Source organism: Neiella litorisoli (genome assembly GCF_014773395.1).
Classification (GTDB): Bacteria; Pseudomonadota; Gammaproteobacteria; order Enterobacterales; family Neiellaceae; genus Neiella; species Neiella litorisoli.
The window spans coordinates 18,123-34,909 of sequence record NZ_JACXAF010000011.1 but is presented as its reverse complement, the minus strand read 5'-3'; the positions used below and the strand labels follow the sequence as shown (position 1 = coordinate 34,909).

Here is a 16,787-nt window from a genome sequence, read left to right as displayed (position 1 = left end):
GTGAATACTTTGCTGACGGGCTCCTGCCCTCTGCAAAGCCCCGCTCCGGCTTCCTGCCTGCGCGACAACTTTATAAAGTTGTCCCCTGATGGCTCTACTGCCGCTTCCTTGCGGCAGAAGCTCGACTATCCAACCCCCAAGCTACTCCCAAACCGTGCGTGCGCTGACCACAATCGCTTAATCCCAAAGCGGCTGCTAACAACGCACTGAGGTGCTTCAGCCGACATGGATGTCGGGTGTAGAGCGTTCCATGGATGGACTTGAGCGTCACCGAAGGGTGTTGTTGGCTGCCGGTTCGCTGCTCAGACATTAGCGTTAAAGAGCAAGTTATCGTTTCCTAACTCAGACACGCTGTGAATACTTCCATGTAAGCTCTACCGCAGCATCCCTGCTGCGGAAGGTCTTCGTCAGCAATCGAAAACCCGCTCTAGGGAGCTGCGGAGTTTGTGACGCAATAAAACGGCTTCCAGCAGCGCTCCGGAGCGCCTAGGGCGATAGTAAACCTCGCTACTTGCTGCTTCAGGCGGCATGGATGCCGCATGTAGAGCGACACAAGGATGTGCTTGAGCGTCAGCATGGGGTGAGGTTTGCTATCGCTCTCACTGCCGATTCAACAGTTCAGTGTAATCATCGCAGCTTGCGAATTGTCTAGTCGAGACGCCGTGAATACTTCCATGTAGGCTCTACTGCCGCTTCCCTGCGGCAGAAGCTCGACTATCCAACTCCCAAGCTACTCCCAAACCGAGCGTGCGCTGACCGCAACCGTCGAATCCCAAAGCGGCTGCTAACAATGCACTGAGGTGCTTCAGCCGACATGGATGTCGGGTGTAGAGCGTTCCATGGATGGACTTGAGCGTCACCGAAGGGTGTTGTTGGCTGCCGGCTCGCTGCTCAGACATTGGCTTTGATGTGCTTGAGCGTCAGCATGGGGTGAGGTTTGCTATTGCCCTCATTGCCGGTTCAATGCCCGTGAGCAACCTTCGCAGCGTGATATTGTGGCTCGCTCGAACACTGGAAAAAGGTTATTCTCGAACATCATTTGGTCAGGGATTGAGCCGCGAGCGTGTCGTCAATGAAAAGCATACTGCGCAAATTACTGGTGATAGGAATAACCGGTCTGGTTTTGACCGGCGTGTTTGTTTTTGCATTGCTCAGTAGCGAGCCTGTGGTTGCGCCAACCAAAACGCTATCTCCCCGAGATGTTCAAGCCGCCAAAAACAAAGTCAAAGCCATCCGGCAGCAGTTGATTGCTCGGCGTAGCAAAGTTGAATTGAATCTCAGCCAGCAAGATATCGACGCCATTATGGCGGTCGCCAGTTACTCCATTCCCAACATGCAATTTGCTGGCTCTGTCACCCCATATGGTATGGCGGTTGCTGGCTCTGCCAGTGTTCCAATTGCTGGCTCAAGATACCTCAATGTATCCTGCATGTTGCTGCCCGACTTTGATGCCAGCGGTTTACAAGACTGCCGTATAGGCAGTATCCCGCTGCCTTCTGGTCTAATTCAAGCGGTAGCGGTGACAGGCTTTGGTTGGGTGTTTGGTGATGATGCGAAGCGCACCTTAGATCAACTTATTTCTGGCGCCCAGTTTCGCGCGGGACAATTGGCTTTGGTTGCAGATAAACCGGTTGATTTTCGAGAGCAAATCAAAGGTGGCATTCAGGGGCTAGCTAACACCGCTAAAACCATTCACCGCCAGAAACAAATCGACACCGCTACCATTGATATCTATTTGGCCACCTTGCGGACAATGGATAACTCATCGCCATCGCTAGCGCCTTACATGACGGAAGTAATGCGCACCGCCATGGCGAGAACATCGGCAGGGGCGGACCCGGCGACAGAAAATACCGCTGCGCTCTGGGCATTAGCGATCAAGTTTGGTACCTACCGTTTCGCTTCATTGGCCGGATACGACAACAAGCCCGATGTCGGCAAGCGTCGCTCGGCGTCATTGCAAGGCCGCAAAGACTTGGCGCTTCACTTTTTGTATTCCGCCATTCTTGAACAATTGGGCCGGGCACAATTGGCGTTTAGTATTGGTGAGATCAAGGAATTACTCGATGCCAATCAGGGCGGCTCAGGTTACAGCTTTGCCGACCTTGCCGCCGACAAAGCCGGACTGAAGTTTTCTGAGTGGATTGGCGACGATGATCACGCCCGTGCTGCCCAGGATTTGTTGGCGTTTGAAGGTTCTGAGAACAGCTTCTTTCCTATGGTTCACGACCTACCTGAAGGATTGCGAGAGCAGGAATTCAAACTCATATTTGATAGCGTTGGATCGGAAAAATATCGTGCGTTAGAGCGTCATATTGACAAACGCATCGAGCAGTTACCGCTCTATTCGGGCAATGATAACGGGGCGCGAACTCGCGCTTATCAAGCGCCAGTCGACACCATAGAGCGTGGCGATTGGTTTATCGTCGATACTCACATCCACACCAAATTCTCTGATGGCTCTCATACCGTTGCCGAGGTCGCCGATAAAGCAGCATCATTTGGGTGTGACGCCATTGCCATTGCCGATCACGGCGATCGAAATTTAAAGAAGGTAGCCAGCAAGTCCTATGTCGAAGCCATTCGTAATGCTGACTATGCCCATCCAGACATGTCGATATTGACTGGGCTCGAATGGAATATTGCGCCGTTTATGGGGCGAGAACATGCCACCGTGCTGTTTCCTCAATCAGATGATGTATTGGCCCAAATTTCAACCTTTCGAAATCGCTACGATAGCTACAAAAAGCGCTCGGAAGAAATGATGACTGCTGAGCCTGGGTTGAAGTATCTGGCCGATATCAATGTCTACGGCACCCAACCTGTGGTGTTTTACAATCACCCAAGCCGGAAGTCGTTTTACCTGAGCGAAGTGGGTCATGACATGACAACTTGGATGGCCGCGAGCGATCTGGTGGTTGGGATGTCAGGGGCTCCAGGGCACCAAAAGAAAAAGGGCAAGAATAATGGCTCTTATTCGCTCAAACATCGCACTATCGGTGGCTGGGATCCGGCGGTCGCTAAAGTGGGCGGACAATGGGACCAGTTGCTGCAAAGTGGCTTAAATGTTTGGGGCGCAAGAGCGAACTCAGACTTCCACAATACCCAAATGGATTATTGGCCCTGCCAGTTTTCCAGCACCCATGTTTATGCCCGCAGCAATCGTCACAACGATGTGATTCGCGCGCTTCACGCGGGCCAGTTCTGGGCTCAGCATGGTCGCTTTGTCGATGCCCTCGATTTTTCAGTGTCCACCTCCAATGGTCAATCGCTGGTCATGGGCCAGGTCGGAGAGAATCGCAAAGGCCAGCAGGCACGAGTCAATGTTGCTATTCAATTAGCCGCGCAAGATTGGCAAGGACAACGCGCGCCATTAACGGAGCTTGAGCTGATTGTGGTGATGTCGAATAGCATCCGAACTTACCCGCTGCCATTTCAGGCAACTGCGACAGGCCGAATTGAGGTCACGCATCCGTTGCCAATTAATTCTGACTCCACTGTCGTTCGGTTGCGTGGGGTCAGCCAACAAACTGGCCGACGAGACTATTGGTTCTACTCCAATCCGATTCGGATTCAAGGGCAGGGGTAACAACGGGAAATGGATAAGCTGATAGGAATTCATGCATTCGCTTTAGTGTTACTGATAGCCTGCTCGCCCGCACCAGAATCGCAGGAGCCCAGCAAGCCAGCATCGCAGCCGCGATTACAGCAGCGTTCGCTCGAACAAAATCTGGGAACAGTGTTTCATCCGGTCGCCGCAGATAGTCGCCCCCAGGTTGAGCAGATCGATTTTTCCCAACTGGACCTGCTGCCGGAAATGGATGCCATTTGGGGCGCCACTGGCCGCGACGATAAGGGCGCGATTTATTTTGGGGTGTCAAGCCATGGTGGCCAACGTGGTACCTCGCAATTGGTTCGCTACAACCCATACAGTGGCGAGTTGAAGTCCCTTGGCGATACCGTGAGCCAACTGGTCTCGCAGGGGGTAGCCCCTGACAATGTTCAGCAAAACAAATTACACAGTAAGATCGTTGCTGCGGATGATGGCTACCTCTATTTTTCTAGTTTTGATGAGGGCGGCGAATCACAAAGTCAGCTCACCTTGCCAACTTGGGGCGGTCATTTATGGCGCACTCGGCCAAGTTCTGATCAGTGGCAACATTTGGCAGCAACGCCTCATGCCCTGGTTGCTTTGCAAGCGCGCGGACGCTTTGTTTATGCGCTGGGTTACTGGGGCCATGAAATCTACCAATATGATGTGGTCAGTGGTGTCACTCGTTCGGTATCGGTTGATTCAGCAACAGCTCATGTGTCGCGCAATTTTCTGGTCGACTCCGCTGCCAATGTCTATGTGCCCAAAGTTGCGACCACCGAAGACGGGTTTAGCTACGCGTCGCTCGAGCAATATGACCACCGCTTAAATTGGATCGCCAGCTACCCCATGACCAATTACCATCGCAAGGAATGGCATAAGCATCACGGTATAACCGGTCATGCGGAAATGGCCAATGGTGATATTTATTTTGTCACTCATCAGGGGCAACTCTATCGTATTGTCGCTGATGGCGTTGGGCTCGATAAGCTGGTGGCAATGGGGCCAATGCATCCGAAAGGTAAGGCAACCATCGAAAGCCTCTTTAGCCTTGATGGCGATAAGTACCTTGGCGCGGTTGCCCGCAGCAACCGTGCCGAGACCGCACAATGGCTAACCTACGATATCGAACTCAATCAGGCTGCGGTTCATCCGTTGCCAACCATTCCGGCCAACCGCTTAATCTATGGCTCAGTGACCCGCGACGATGAGGGGGCTATGTACTTAGTCGGCAGCCATTGGCAAGGCCGCCATGGCAAGCCAGTGGCGTGGAAAATCAAACTGTAACGCAGGCGGGCCGCTGCTCGGGTTATTTTGTCATTCTTGGGTTCAGTTTCGACAAGCTTTTGCTCTATAATCCCACCCATTAGAAAATGTTATCAGTGAGGTTGTTGTGTCGCGTCGTTTACCTCCACTAAATGCCCTTAAAGCATTCGAAGCTGCTGCTCGTCATATGAGTTTTACTCGCGCTGCGGAAGAATTGTTTGTTACTCAGGCTGCAGTGAGTCACCAAATCAAAGGGCTTGAAGAATTTCTAGGGCTAAAACTGTTCCGGCGAAAGAATCGCTCTTTGTTACTAACGGAGCAGGGCCAGAGCTACTTTCAGGACATCAAAGAAGTCTTTACCCAGTTAACCGAAGCCACTGAACGTGTCCTTGCCAGCACCGCCAAAGGGGCGTTAACCATTAGTTTGCCGCCGAGCTTTGCCATTCAGTGGTTGGTGCCACGGCTTAATGAGTTTCATATGCTGCATCCGGATATTGATGTTCGGATCAAGGCGGTTGACCGTGATGAAGGCTCGCTTACCGAAGATGTCGATATTGCCGTTTACTTTGGCCGCGGCCGATGGACTGGGGTGGTTGCCGATAAACTCCATGCCGAGCTGCTGGTCACTGTGTGTTCTCCGCAGCTGTTTGATCAAGGGATCCCGCTGGAAACGCCGCAGGATTTGAAGCGCCATGTGTTGCTTCATGACATTGACCGCAAAGACTGGAAAGCCTGGCTCAAGATGATGAATATCGAAGGGGTCAATGTGAACCACGGGCCGATATTTAGTCACACTGCGATGGTGTTGCAGGCAGCAGTTCACTCCCAAGGCGTCGCATTGGTCAATAGCGTATTGGCGCAACCAGAGTTGCTTAGTGGCCGATTGGTGTGTCCGTTTACTGAAGCCTTAACCAGTCAGGACTCCTACTATCTGGTGTGTGAACCTTCGCAAGCTGATCTGGGTAAAATTAAAGCCTTTCGTGACTGGATGCTTGAGCGTGTGCGCAAAGAGCAAGAATCGATTAAACGCATGACCGGAGCAAACCCTGTTGAAAACTAAGCCAATCGCTCGGGTTTTGTTAGCCCATGGCGCGGGCGCCGGCAGTGACTCTGAGTTTATGCAAGCGCTGGCGGAGCAGTTGCAAGCGCAGCACATTGAGCCGGTACTGTTTGATTTTCCCTACATGGTGAAAGCCAAAGCGCTAAACAAAAAGCGGCCGCCGGATCGCTTACCGGTGCTATTGCAAGCCATGACAGAACAAGTTGAATCCTTGCCCACTGATTTACCGCTGTATCTGGCTGGAAAATCCATGGGTGGGCGCGTCGCAACGATGTTGCTCGATACCCTGAAACTACCCGGTATTGCCTATGGCTATCCGTTTCATCCCATTGGCAAGCCAGAGCGCTTGCGAGTGGAGCATTTGCAGCAGTTGGAGCAACCGCTGCTCATTGTTCAAGGTGAACGCGATACCTTCGGTAATCAGCAAGAAGTGGCTGGCTATTCGTTATCTCGGTCAGTTGAATTGGCTTGGCTTGCCGATGGCGACCATAGTTTTAAACCCCGCAAAGCCAGTGGTTTAAATCAGCAGCAACATATTCAGCAGGCAGCGTTGTTATCTGCTCGATTTATTCAGGAGCAGCTATGTTCAGACTAGTCGCCTCTGCGGGCATTTGCTTATGCCTGCTGGCCGTTGCCATGGGCGCTTATGTCAGCCATGGCGCGGCTGTGTCTGCAGCTCAGCAGCAAAGCCTCGAAGTTGCCGTGCGTTATCAGATGTGGCATGGCTTAGCGCTTATTGGGCTGGCTTTGATGCCATTATCGCAGCGATGGGCAAATGCTTTGGCGGCGAGTTTTGTGGTGGCGATTAGCTTGTTCAGCGGCAGCATTTATGGCCTGATTCTGGCCAACTGGAAAGCCATCTGGTGGATGACGCCACTGGGCGGCAGTTTATTGATTTTAACCTGGGCAGCGCTACTAGTGGGCTGTTGGAAGGGGCAACGCACATGAAACAGATTATGTTGTACTGCCGCGCTGGTTTTGAGAGTGAAACCGGAGCGGAATTCGCTGCGCTGGCCGAAAAGTATGAGAACTGGGGCTACGTAAGAGCCAGCAAAGATACTGGCTTCGCGATTTATGAAACTTATCAGCAAGAAGATGCAGCAGCGTTGGCGCAAGTGCCGATCCGCAGTCTGATTTTTGCTCGCCAGCTGGTTTATGGCGATACCATTAATTTCGATCCCGAAGATCGGGTCGGGCCAATACTCGCACAAGTCGCAGAGCAGGGGCCGTTCAGTGAACTTCGAATGGAAACGCCTGATACCAATGAAGGTAAATCTCTTAACCGACTGGCGAAAAAGCTAGCGGTACCGTTGAGTAAAGGGCTGCAAAAACAAGGCAAGCTCATTAAAGATAACAGCTTGCCGGTACTGCATGTTTGTTTGCTGGCGGGCACTCAGGCATTTGTTGGTGTCAGTGAGCCGGGCCGTCATAGCCCGTTCGTCAACGGCATTATGCGCCTACGCGTGCCATCAGCAGCACCAAGCCGCTCAACCCTGAAACTGGATGAGGCCTTACTGTCATTTTTCTCTGAGGCCGAATTAGCTGCGCGGATGACATCGGGCATGAAGGCGGTCGATTTGGGGGCTTGCCCTGGCGGCTGGACTTATCAACTGGTGCGCCGAGGACTGTTTGTGTCGTCGGTCGATAATGGCCCGATGGCCGATAGCTTAATGGAAACCGGTCAGGTCAAACACTTCCGTGAAGACGGTTTTGGCTTTGATCCAAAACGCAAACCAATCTCGTGGATCAACCGTCAATTTGGCAATGGCAAGCGCCTCAAGTGGCCAGAAAATGCGCCGTCTGAATGGATGGTTTGTGACATGGCCGATAAGCCTCGTCGAGTGGTTCACATGGTTATTGACTGGTTTGCCCAAGGCAATACCCGCAACGCCATTGTTAATTTGAAGCTGCCGATGAAAGCGCGTTGGGAAGAAGTGCAAACCTGCATGAATATTCTGCGCGATGAGCTGCAAGATGGCATGGTGATTAAAGCCAAGCACTTGTACCACGACCGTGAGGAGATCACGGTTTTCGTTGGCTATCCCAAACTCAACTAGCAGCTTGGATGACGATCAGCAGCCCCTAGAGCCTGTTGATCTTTGGTGTATGAATTTTGTTCGTTCAAAATGCTCTTTTGAGCAAGAAGCGAGCTATGCCCTATAGCCATCTATACAAATAGCGAGCGACGTAGCGAAATGAGCATTTTGACGAACCCTTCGGGCAGCGTTTATTGGCAATTTATTCAGCGTCAGCGATTATTCATTGACGGCCAGTCAACTTCATAATCACTTCCTTGCCTAAATCACCAATAAATTGCTGCAAAAACACACAGCAAAGATCAACAGGCTCTAGCCCTTGGGCAAGGGGCAAATCACTGAGCCGCAGGCTAATACTGCATCGCGCGCCTCATTGAATTTTTGATTGCTGATGTCCAGTCGCGTCATCAAGGCAGTGCGCTCATTCCAGTCACTGTCTTTTCCAAGCAACTGAATCATCATGTGGCTGGCCAGTACCAACAAATAATAAGGGTGGCGCGACTTCATCGGCACTTCTTCGGGCAGGTACTCGCCGGCAAACACTTCCAATGCTTGTAGCAAACTGAGCGGCATTTTCCATTGACGCGCCGCTTCTAGTCCTTTGCTAGCCAACTCTTCGTGCGGTGTGGCGGACAGCAATTCAAACACGCTAAATAGTTCTACTTCGATTTGCTGGCGATCTTTGAGCTGAATTCGCTGATTCAGTTCGCTATCGGAAAACCACCCGATAACGGCAAATGTGGCCATTGTCCTGGCTTGCTCTGGCATCATGAAGTAGCTGTGAGTGGCGATTTGAGCAGCACATTCGGCAAATAAATCGGTGTACTGATAAGCCCAGTGATCGAGCGGAAAGCGGCGCTGCCGGCACTGACTCAACAAATCGCTACGCAGCAGCATGGGACCGAGTCGGTCCAAGCCGATCATCATGATGGCATGCTTGATTGCCTTGGTCGGTTTGGCGCTGTCGATTTCTCGGTTTGCCATCTTGAATAAGGTTTCTGACAGCACCGGCTCTGACGCGATGTATTCAGAGACCTTGGTAATATTGGGGCTTTCTTGGTTCAGCAATTGGCTGAGCTTGACCTTGAGCTCGCTCGGCTGCAGCGCCGGCTCTGCCCAAGGTTTACTTAGGCTGTTGCTCATTTGCCGGTGACCTTCAAGCCATAGCGCCATCAAATCCATTTTGTCGACTTTCAGCATGGGATAGACCCGAGCGACGTCGTTTTCCATCAACTTAATGACTTCAATGCCTTTTTGGCCCTGACGAGCATAATGCTTCACTGCCCACAAGTAATTGCTGACGGGCTGCCGAACCACCATGGCAATGCCCCCTCGCTTCAAGCCTAACTGGGCGGCAACCGGCACAGGCTGGAATAATTCGACTAAGGCGTTGAGGTGGCAGCGGTGATAATGGTGGCGACGCCAATACAAGCGTGCGATGACTTGCTCTGGATGCAAACCCTGGCGCTTGGCCGTTGGCATCAGCAATTCCAGCGCGTCGGATACCAGCGTCAATAACGGCGAGGTCGGCAGCAGGTTATTACCACTCACTCGGCTGGGAAAGCCTAAACCATTGGGCCGTTCATGATGCTGCAAAACATGGCTCAGCCACATGCCATCATTGACCCCAGCTTTACGGAGTAGGGCAAAACTTAGAGCAGGGTGTTTGCGCCAACGGGTCTTAAGATCGGCGCTGAAACTGCCACCTTTTACCCGAGTTTGGAGAATATCGACGACGGATAAATCCATTGTCACTGCGGCGCTCACCACTCGGCGCCAAATCGCTTCCTGGAAACCTAATTTCAAACCCAACAGCGCCGTTAAGGCGCCGGCTTTGACGATCCATTGAGCGGCCGGTTGGTGTTGATTGCTGTAAATGGCCAGTAACGACATGGTCAGTGGCCGGTCGGAAGCGGCAAAAGCGCAGAGTTTGGCGGCCAGCCGTTTGGCAGTGCTTGGCAAATCAGCTTTTTCCGGCATATTCACCGCAATCAATAGCTCTTGCGCCATTTGGTGAAGATCGGAAATTTGTTTGCCAACATCAGCCATTCAGAAGTCCTTCATTGTGCCGTTACCAAGGAATTGGGGCGCCATCATAGTTAATGAATTGGCCGTTGTCATTGGCCGATAACGAGTCGATAACATTTTTCATGCCGGCAACCGACTGATCGGTTGAAATCAGCGCATTTGGGCCACCCATATCGGTTTTGACCCAGCCAGGGTGCAACAGAGCAATGCGGATGCCGTGTTCATGCCAATCGATCGCTAGGGATTTCACCGCTGCATTTAAGGCTGCTTTGGCACTTCGATACATGTAACTGCCGCCGGATTGATTATCGGCGATACTACCCATCTTGCTACTCACAAAGGCGACTTTGCTGCCGTTGCCAAGTAAAGGCTGCAAGGTACGAGTCAATAACACCGGCGCTATGGCGTCAATGTGCAGCACATGGAGCCACTCCTCTGCGTCGATTGCCTCAAGGCTGGCACCTTTAGCACCATAAATACCGGCGTTGTTAATTAATACATCGAGCGTGACACCGTTTAGCTGAGTGACAATATCGGCGGCTTGCTGGTGCGAGGCAATGTCCAATGGCAATACCGTGAGTTGCCGATAGTCATTGGCCAGAGCATTTAACTCGGTGGCTTGTTGTGGTGTTCGGCAGCAAGCAAATACGCGGGCGCCGGCGGCGAGGTACTGTTGGCAAAATTCCAGCCCAATGCCGCGATTAGCGCCGGTGATTAAAACGTTCTGAGTCATTTGGGGTACCGTAAATCTGACAGTTTGAAGCCGAGTTCTCGCTCGGTATTCAGCGTCATTAATTGTTGAAATATAGCGACTAACTCGTGTTCTTGCTGCCAACTTTGTTGTTTTGCTGGTGGCAGCGTTGAGACATCATAATTTTGTTCGATAAATGCCCGCGCTGTGGCCGGACCAAAACCAGATATGCCAGGAATATCACTGCTCGATTCGCCGGTGAGGGCTTTGTATTGCGGCCATTGTTGCGGCGAAATCGAAAATTTTTGCTGATAGTGCGCAATGGTCAGTGGTTGCCGAGTAAAGCAATCGTACTGTTGAATTGATGGCCCCAGCAACTGACAAAAGCCTTGGTCGGTAGAAATGATAATGACATTGACGCCATGTTCGGCCGCTTTGACGGTCAACGTGGCGATCACATCATCAGCTTCATCATGGCTGGGTAAGACACTATCAACGCCTTGCTGCCACCAATATTGTTGAATCGAATCAAGTCCCTGAGCTAGCTCTGCTGGCAAAGGTTTTCGTCCTGCCTTGTAAGCGGGCCAGAGTTGATGGCGCCAACCGGGTTGTTCGCCATCAAACACGGCGACGGCATGAGAGGCCTGATACGCATCCAGACATTGCGCCATTTTGTGCCAAGACTGTTGCTGCAATCGTTCAATACTGTCGTGAGTATGCTCAATGGCGGCATAAATTCGACGCAATACATTCATCGCGTCGAAGATAACTAGATTCGGTGCCATGTTAGGTTTGTACCGTGTAGCACGGGTGATACGTTGAGCCCGGCAGCTTCATGCGGCCTTGCTCAATAAAGGCTTGGAGCAACTTGTCCAATCGCGCCATCAAGTCTTTTTCACCGTGGAGCACAAATGGCCCATTGCGCTCAATGGCTTTGATGCCTGCCTCTTTGACGTTGCCAGCAACAATGCCGGAAAAAGCCTTGCGCAGTGCTGAAGCAAGCGCTGCAGATGACTGATTATGGTGAAGGTTGAGCTCCGCCATGCACTCGTGATTGGGCTCAAACGGCAGTTGAAATTCAGGCTCAATGTGCAGCGACCAGTTGAAGTGGTATGCATCGCCAAGTGCTTTGCGGTGCTCGCGAACGTCTTGGGTTTTGTCACTAATGTAGCGTGCCACCGCGACCGGATCGTCAATAATGATTTTATAACGGTTTTGCGCTTCACTACCGAGCGTGTCGGCAATGAACTGATCAATTTGATTAAAGTAATCGGCGCTGCTTTGTGGCCCGGTCAGCACCACAGGTAACGGCTCTGCTGCATTTTTGGGATGCAGTAAAATGCCAAGCAAATACAGCAGCTCTTCGGCCGTGCCAACGCCGCCAGGGAAGATAATCACACCATGCCCTAAACGGACGAATGCTTCGAGCCGCTTTTCAATATCCGGCATGATCACCAGTTCGTTGACAATCGGATTGGGTGGTTCGGCGGCGATAATACTTGGCTCGGTCAGACCCAAATAGCGGCAATTGCGTTGTCGTTGTTGGGCATGGCCGATCGCAGCACCTTTCATCGGGCCTTCCATCGCGCCAGGACCACAGCCGGTGACGATGTTCAGCTCTCGCAATCCTAATTGGTAGCCAACCGAGCGGGTGTAAAGAAACTCCTTCTCACCAATCGAGTGACCTCCCCAGCAGACAATCATGTTGGGGTCGGCTTGCGAGTGGATTGCCCGCGCATTGCGTAAAATGTCGAATACCACGTGGGTCACATGGGTTGAGCTGGTGAGGTTAATTAAGCGGTTGTTTTGGTACTGGTTTTCAACATAAAGAATATCTCGCAGCACGGAAAACAAATGTTCTTGAATGCCGCGGATCAGTTCGCCATCAACAAAGGATTGTTCGGGCGGGTTCAATAGTTCCAGTTTGATCCCACGCTCTCGGCGTAACACGTTAATATCAAAACTTTTATAGCTATCGAGGATTTCGCGGCTATTGTCCGTTTGGGCGCCCACATTGAGCACCGCCAAACAACAATTGCGAAATAATCGATACAGTTCTGAGGTGGATGTTTGTTTGAGTCGATCAACTTCCAATTGTGAAAGTAGATCCATTGAGCCAACGGGATTAATTTGAGTGATCATATGACGAGCCTCCAGCCTACAAGCTGCTCACTGCTGAGCAGCTGCTTGGTTTTATAATTTTTAGGCCGTAACGATCTGATTACGGCCGTTGTTTTTGGCTTGGTATAACGCGTTGTCAGCGCGATCAAAAAGCGCAATGCGAGATTCTTTAGGGTCGGCCTGAGCGACACCAATTGACATGGTAACGTTGAGTTTCTGTCCTTTATAAATGAACGGAATGGATGCAATTTTCTTGCACAGCTTATTGAGCATTGGGGTGGAAGAGGCGATGGTCTGCTGCGGCAATAGCAAGACAAACTCTTCGCCACCGTAACGGGCAACAAAATCGGAAGCGCGCAGCCACTGCTTGAGCAGTTTGCCAACGGCGCCAAGAGTCTTGTCGCCAGCGATGTGACCATAGGTATCATTAATCGCTTTGAAATGATCTAAATCCATCACCGCTAGGGTCAGCGGTAATTGATAACGTTGCGCGCGTTCAAATTCAATTTCAAAGCGCTCATCGAATGCGGCTCTATTTTTCAGGCCGGTTAGGTTGTCAACGTAAAGCTTGTGGCGCTGTTCTTCCAGCCGAGTCTGATAATTCTTCGATTCGCTTTCAAGCTCGGTTAAGCGCTTGCTCATTTGCTGCAAGCTTTCTTCCAACTTTTGTTCCAATTCGGTGTTGCTCGAGCGTTTGGCCAGCAAATCATTGATCGATTCGAGCCGGCTAGCGATTTGAACTTTCAACGGCTCTAAGCGATCGCTGGCTTCCACATCTTGCGACAGTGCAGAGAGTTGTTGGCGGATTTGTTTTTCGGTTTCCAGCTGCACTTGGTTGAGCTGCGCCGAAGTGCTGACCGATTGCTCCAACGCTTGGTTAATGCGATCCAAACTGGCGTTCAGGCGGCTTAAAAATTGCTCTGAGCCAGTGCGTTCAACCTTAACGGCGTCAATGATGATCTTCATCGAGTCGACGCAAATGGTCACCAACTCTTCGGGCTTGGAAGCATGGGCCAGAGCGCTGCGCTGCTCTTTAATCGCTTGTGCTGCTTTGGCTTCAAAGTCGAATTCGGATAACACGTTGAGCAGGGCGTTACTCAGCGCGTGAACGCTTTTCGGTAAAGTTTGCGGTTCAATGCCTTTTTGCTGGTGGAGATTGGCCAGCACTTGGCTGTACAGCTCTGACAAGGTACTCAAATGGGGCAGCAAATGAGTTAATTTGGTTTCTGGTAGTTGTGATTGTTCGATCACAGCGCGTAGTTGGCGCCGAGTTTCCGGCTCCAGACCCCGAGCGCGTTGCAGGGTCGAACAGGATTCAAAAAAGCTCTGTTTGGCCTGCGCCAGATCGGCATCGATTCTTGCAGAGGCTTGTTGCAGCAGGTTTTCTACTTGGTCGGTCAGCGGCCGAATGTTTTCTAGATCGGCATTTTCTTTCAGCGAAGTTCGCAACGCCGCGAGCTTGTTATCGAGTTCCGTTTGCTGACCTTTGCATGCATGAGACATGCGCTCGACCAGCCGACCCAGAGTTTCCCTGTCGCTTAAAAACTTAGACTCTAAGTCTCGATATGCTTTATTCATGTCCTTCAATACGTTAACTCCTGCTTGCGGACCTGTTTACGCTACGTACCAGCGATTTATTAATTCTAGAAGTCAGAATCTTGCCCGTACAAGCAATCTTTCTATTTTTTCCAAGCTTACTCGGCTCGCTGCACAAAATTTTGATTTTCTGACTTAAAAGGCCAATTAATATCACTTTTATCGGCGTTCGATAGCACCCGAATAAAGCCTTTATCAATGCCGAGCAAGGTATTATCTCGGGGGCGAGAATGAAACAAGCTGACGGGGGCCGTTTCCAAGGCTTCAAGGCCAACCCAGACATCACTGTTGTGACGCTCAGTGATTTCCATGGCGGCGTTTAGCGCAAGTAACAACATTTCACTGGCAGCACTGGCATTCACTGCTTTGCTATTTTTTTGGGTGAACGGATAATGCATCAATGCCACGCTCAGTGGTTTGCGCTTGGTCATTCCTGGCGGCGCGAAACCATGCAAGGTATCAATCACCCGTTGCGCAGAAGCCTCAATTGAGGCGCTAGGTAAGATCACCGCGATGACATCATCTCGTGGTTGAAATAAAGTCAGGTCGGCAAATCGGCTACGTAAAAACTGGCCATACTTCATTTCGATTTTGCGACCACTCTCGAACCCGTAGCGCTGATGCAAATGGGTCAAAAATGGCACATGAATCAGTGTCAGTAGTTTGCCCGTGGGGCGTTGTCCGGTTGCTCCGGAGGCGTACCAATTTTCTTGCTGGCGCTGTAATTTGAGTGTTTCCTTGACCAAATGCGGCACCAGCATGCGGCCATTGCCAAGCCCGGTGTACTGGGTGTGAGAGGCATCATAAGTCAGATCTTTGATTCGATGCTGTTGGGTTCTAAGCTTGCGCCACTGACCCAAAATAGAGCCGATTGCCAGCACCGCAATAACGAATAAGCCGCTGGCGTAGTTGAGGTAACGCTCTGCCAGTATCGCTTTGTTTTCCGCACTGTTTTTATAGTCATCAAGTTGTTTTTGCAGCAACTGGATCTGGTGGCTGCTCTGGACCTGATTAACCCGCATGTGAATCGATGAGTTGACGTGATGTTCCAGATAATCGAGCTCTTGCTGCATTAGCCGACTGGCTTGCTCGAACTGGCCTTGCTTTAACAGTAGCCGGATCATGACCTTGCGGATCTCAATCGCCAAATCACTGTTGTCGGCTACTTCTTGCTTGGTTTGTTCCAGCAAGGTCAAGGCCTGATCGGTGTGGCCCTCAGCATCGAGCAATTCGGCATCCAGCAGGCTGAGCTGCAATAGACTCTCGTTGTCGTGAATTTGCCGAAACAGTCGTTGGGCGTCCTGAAAATAGCGCCGAGCTTTATTAAGCTCGCCGAATTGACGGTAGACATCAGCGATGGATTGGCTCACTACCGCGACACCTTTGGCATGGTTTTGCTGCTTGTAGAGTGCCAGCGAATTGAGATAAATGGCGATGGCCTGATTCAGTTGATCGGCCTGATGATGAAGATTAGCGAGCTGGTTCAGTGTTTTCGCCAGCAACAAATCTTCGGCTAATTGCTGATATTGCTCCGCCGCTTGGTGCAACTGATTAATCGCGTCTTTTTGGCGCCCTTGTTGTTGATAAACCAAACCGATGTTGACATAAGCTTTGGTGGTTTGAAGCAGATCTTGTTGCTGCTCTGAGTAATTAAGTGCTTGATAGAACGCTTCGATGGCTAAATCCAGTTGCTGTAGCTGCAACTGGCTTTCACCCAACAGAAACATGGCATTGGTGGTTAACCAGGGCAATTGCTGAGCTTCGGCTAGCACTAATGCCGTTTCTGCCGATTCGATGGCCTCAATATTCTGATTGCGCTGCAGCTGAATTTGGCCGCGCAGTAAGTACAGGTGAGCCAGCACAATGCTGTGAGTGGTTTCATCAGCGATGGCTTGCGATGACAGGGTTTGCAGCGCTTGATTGAGCTGTCGCTCACCATGCTGAATGAGCTGTCGGTGTTCCACCGAGTCCCGTGCCAGATGGTAATAACCCTCAGCTTCGAGCAGCGGATCTTTAATCATGATCGCCAAATCGATAATCAACTGGGCGTATTGATTAAAGGTATGGCCGTTAGCACGAAAAGGCGCGGTTCGTAAATAAATTGCCGCTGCTTGTGCAACTTGTCGTCGTTCTGAGGCACTAAGGTCTATCAGGGATTGAGGATCGAACGAAGGAAGTTGAGAGTCGACAAAGCTTTTGCTGCGATCGGTCAGGGATTGTTCAGACTGATGCCACTGCTGCTGGTACAATGCCGCCCATTGAGGCGCATCAGTGACCGCAACTGCTGGTTTGATCAGCAGCAAACTAACCCAAAGCATCCTTGCAAAGTTGGTCATGGCTCTCACGTTTTAATGACAAATTACAGGCGTTAAGTGTAACCAACTAACGCTAACAGAA

Annotated in this window: 13 protein-coding genes; 6 read left to right on the top strand and 7 right to left on the bottom strand. The window is 51.1% G+C overall.

Annotation, left to right across the window (positions count from 1 at the left end):
* Nucleotides 1–683: 683 nt before the first annotated feature.
* Nucleotides 684–899 (bottom strand): hypothetical protein, encoded by a 216-nt coding sequence (locus IC617_RS09870; RefSeq protein WP_191144840.1) that lies wholly within the window; start codon nt 897–899, stop codon nt 684–686.
* Nucleotides 900–1,072: 173 nt separating this feature from the next.
* Here IC617_RS09870 and IC617_RS09865 point away from each other — a divergent pair, with 173 nt between their 5' ends.
* From IC617_RS09865 to rlmM, 6 genes are all read left to right on the top strand, one after another.
* Complete coding sequence (locus IC617_RS09865) at nt 1,073–3,589, top strand: PHP domain-containing protein (RefSeq protein WP_191144839.1); 2,517 nt, start codon at nt 1,073–1,075, stop codon at nt 3,587–3,589.
* Nucleotides 3,590–3,598: 9 nt separating this feature from the next.
* Nucleotides 3,599–4,879 (top strand): hypothetical protein, encoded by a 1,281-nt coding sequence (locus IC617_RS09860; protein ID WP_191144838.1) that lies wholly within the window; start codon nt 3,599–3,601, stop codon nt 4,877–4,879.
* Nucleotides 4,880–4,985: 106 nt separating this feature from the next.
* Complete coding sequence (locus tag IC617_RS09855; protein ID WP_191144837.1) at nt 4,986–5,918, top strand: transcriptional regulator GcvA; 933 nt, start codon at nt 4,986–4,988, stop codon at nt 5,916–5,918.
* Nucleotides 5,908–6,513 carry an alpha/beta family hydrolase gene (locus tag IC617_RS09850; protein ID WP_224745914.1) on the top strand — a complete coding sequence of 202 codons (606 nt, stop codon included), beginning with the start codon at nt 5,908–5,910 and terminating at the stop codon, nt 6,511–6,513. The genes IC617_RS09855 and IC617_RS09850 overlap by 11 nt, the downstream gene beginning before the upstream one ends.
* The gene (locus IC617_RS09845) at nt 6,501–6,866 is read left to right on the top strand and encodes a DUF423 domain-containing protein (RefSeq protein ID WP_191144836.1); all 366 of its coding nucleotides are present in this window, start codon (nt 6,501–6,503) and stop codon (nt 6,864–6,866) included. Before IC617_RS09850 ends, IC617_RS09845 begins: the two co-directional genes overlap by 13 nt.
* Complete coding sequence (rlmM, locus tag IC617_RS09840) at nt 6,863–7,975, top strand: 23S rRNA (cytidine(2498)-2'-O)-methyltransferase RlmM (RefSeq protein ID WP_191144835.1); 1,113 nt, start codon at nt 6,863–6,865, stop codon at nt 7,973–7,975. Before IC617_RS09845 ends, rlmM begins: the two co-directional genes overlap by 4 nt.
* Before the next feature lie 291 nt (nt 7,976–8,266).
* Here the strand turns inward: rlmM and IC617_RS09835 are convergent, their stop codons facing one another.
* From IC617_RS09835 to IC617_RS09810, 6 genes are all read right to left on the bottom strand, one after another.
* Nucleotides 8,267–10,003 carry an HDOD domain-containing protein gene (locus IC617_RS09835; RefSeq protein ID WP_191144834.1) on the bottom strand — a complete coding sequence of 579 codons (1,737 nt, stop codon included), beginning with the start codon at nt 10,001–10,003 and terminating at the stop codon, nt 8,267–8,269.
* Between the two features lie 22 nt (nt 10,004–10,025).
* Nucleotides 10,026–10,715, bottom strand: coding sequence for an SDR family oxidoreductase (locus IC617_RS09830; protein ID WP_191144833.1), 690 nt, complete (start codon nt 10,713–10,715; stop codon nt 10,026–10,028).
* Nucleotides 10,712–11,458, bottom strand: a complete 747-nt coding sequence (locus IC617_RS09825) for a 5'-3' exonuclease H3TH domain-containing protein (RefSeq protein ID WP_191144832.1) — start codon at nt 11,456–11,458, stop codon at nt 10,712–10,714. Before IC617_RS09825 ends, IC617_RS09830 begins: the two co-directional genes overlap by 4 nt.
* A gap of 1 nt (nt 11,459) precedes the next feature.
* Nucleotides 11,460–12,815, bottom strand: a complete 1,356-nt coding sequence (gene ppnN / locus IC617_RS09820; RefSeq protein ID WP_191144831.1) for a nucleotide 5'-monophosphate nucleosidase PpnN — start codon at nt 12,813–12,815, stop codon at nt 11,460–11,462.
* 60 nt (nt 12,816–12,875) lie between these two features.
* Nucleotides 12,876–14,372: a GGDEF domain-containing protein gene (locus IC617_RS09815; RefSeq protein ID WP_369410390.1), complete on the bottom strand. Its 1,497-nt coding sequence runs from the start codon at nt 14,370–14,372 to the stop codon at nt 12,876–12,878.
* A 116-nt stretch (nt 14,373–14,488) separates the two neighbouring features.
* On the bottom strand, nt 14,489–16,726 hold the full coding sequence (locus IC617_RS09810) for a tetratricopeptide repeat protein (RefSeq protein ID WP_191144829.1): 2,238 nt from the start codon (nt 16,724–16,726) through the stop codon (nt 14,489–14,491).
* Nucleotides 16,727–16,787 lie beyond the last annotated feature (61 nt).

Excerpts from the sequence above, each read along its gene's own strand:
- IC617_RS09870 (WP_191144840.1), bottom strand. The coding sequence starts at position 899 with ATGTCTGAGCAGCGAGCCGGCAGCCAACAACACCCTTCGGTGACGCTC.
- IC617_RS09865 (WP_191144839.1), top strand. The coding sequence starts at position 1,073 with ATGAAAAGCATACTGCGCAAATTACTGGTGATAGGAATAACCGGTCTG.
- IC617_RS09860 (WP_191144838.1), top strand. The coding sequence starts at position 3,599 with ATGGATAAGCTGATAGGAATTCATGCATTCGCTTTAGTGTTACTGATA.
- IC617_RS09845 (WP_191144836.1), top strand. The coding sequence starts at position 6,501 with ATGTTCAGACTAGTCGCCTCTGCGGGCATTTGCTTATGCCTGCTGGCC.
- rlmM (WP_191144835.1), top strand. The coding sequence starts at position 6,863 with ATGAAACAGATTATGTTGTACTGCCGCGCTGGTTTTGAGAGTGAAACC.
- IC617_RS09835 (WP_191144834.1), bottom strand. The coding sequence starts at position 10,003 with ATGGCTGATGTTGGCAAACAAATTTCCGATCTTCACCAAATGGCGCAA.
- IC617_RS09830 (WP_191144833.1), bottom strand. The coding sequence starts at position 10,715 with ATGACTCAGAACGTTTTAATCACCGGCGCTAATCGCGGCATTGGGCTG.
- IC617_RS09825 (WP_191144832.1), bottom strand. The coding sequence starts at position 11,458 with ATGGCACCGAATCTAGTTATCTTCGACGCGATGAATGTATTGCGTCGA.
- ppnN (WP_191144831.1), bottom strand. The coding sequence starts at position 12,815 with ATGATCACTCAAATTAATCCCGTTGGCTCAATGGATCTACTTTCACAA.
- IC617_RS09815 (WP_369410390.1), bottom strand. The coding sequence starts at position 14,372 with ATGAATAAAGCATATCGAGACTTAGAGTCTAAGTTTTTAAGCGACAGG.
- IC617_RS09810 (WP_191144829.1), bottom strand. The coding sequence starts at position 16,726 with ATGACCAACTTTGCAAGGATGCTTTGGGTTAGTTTGCTGCTGATCAAA.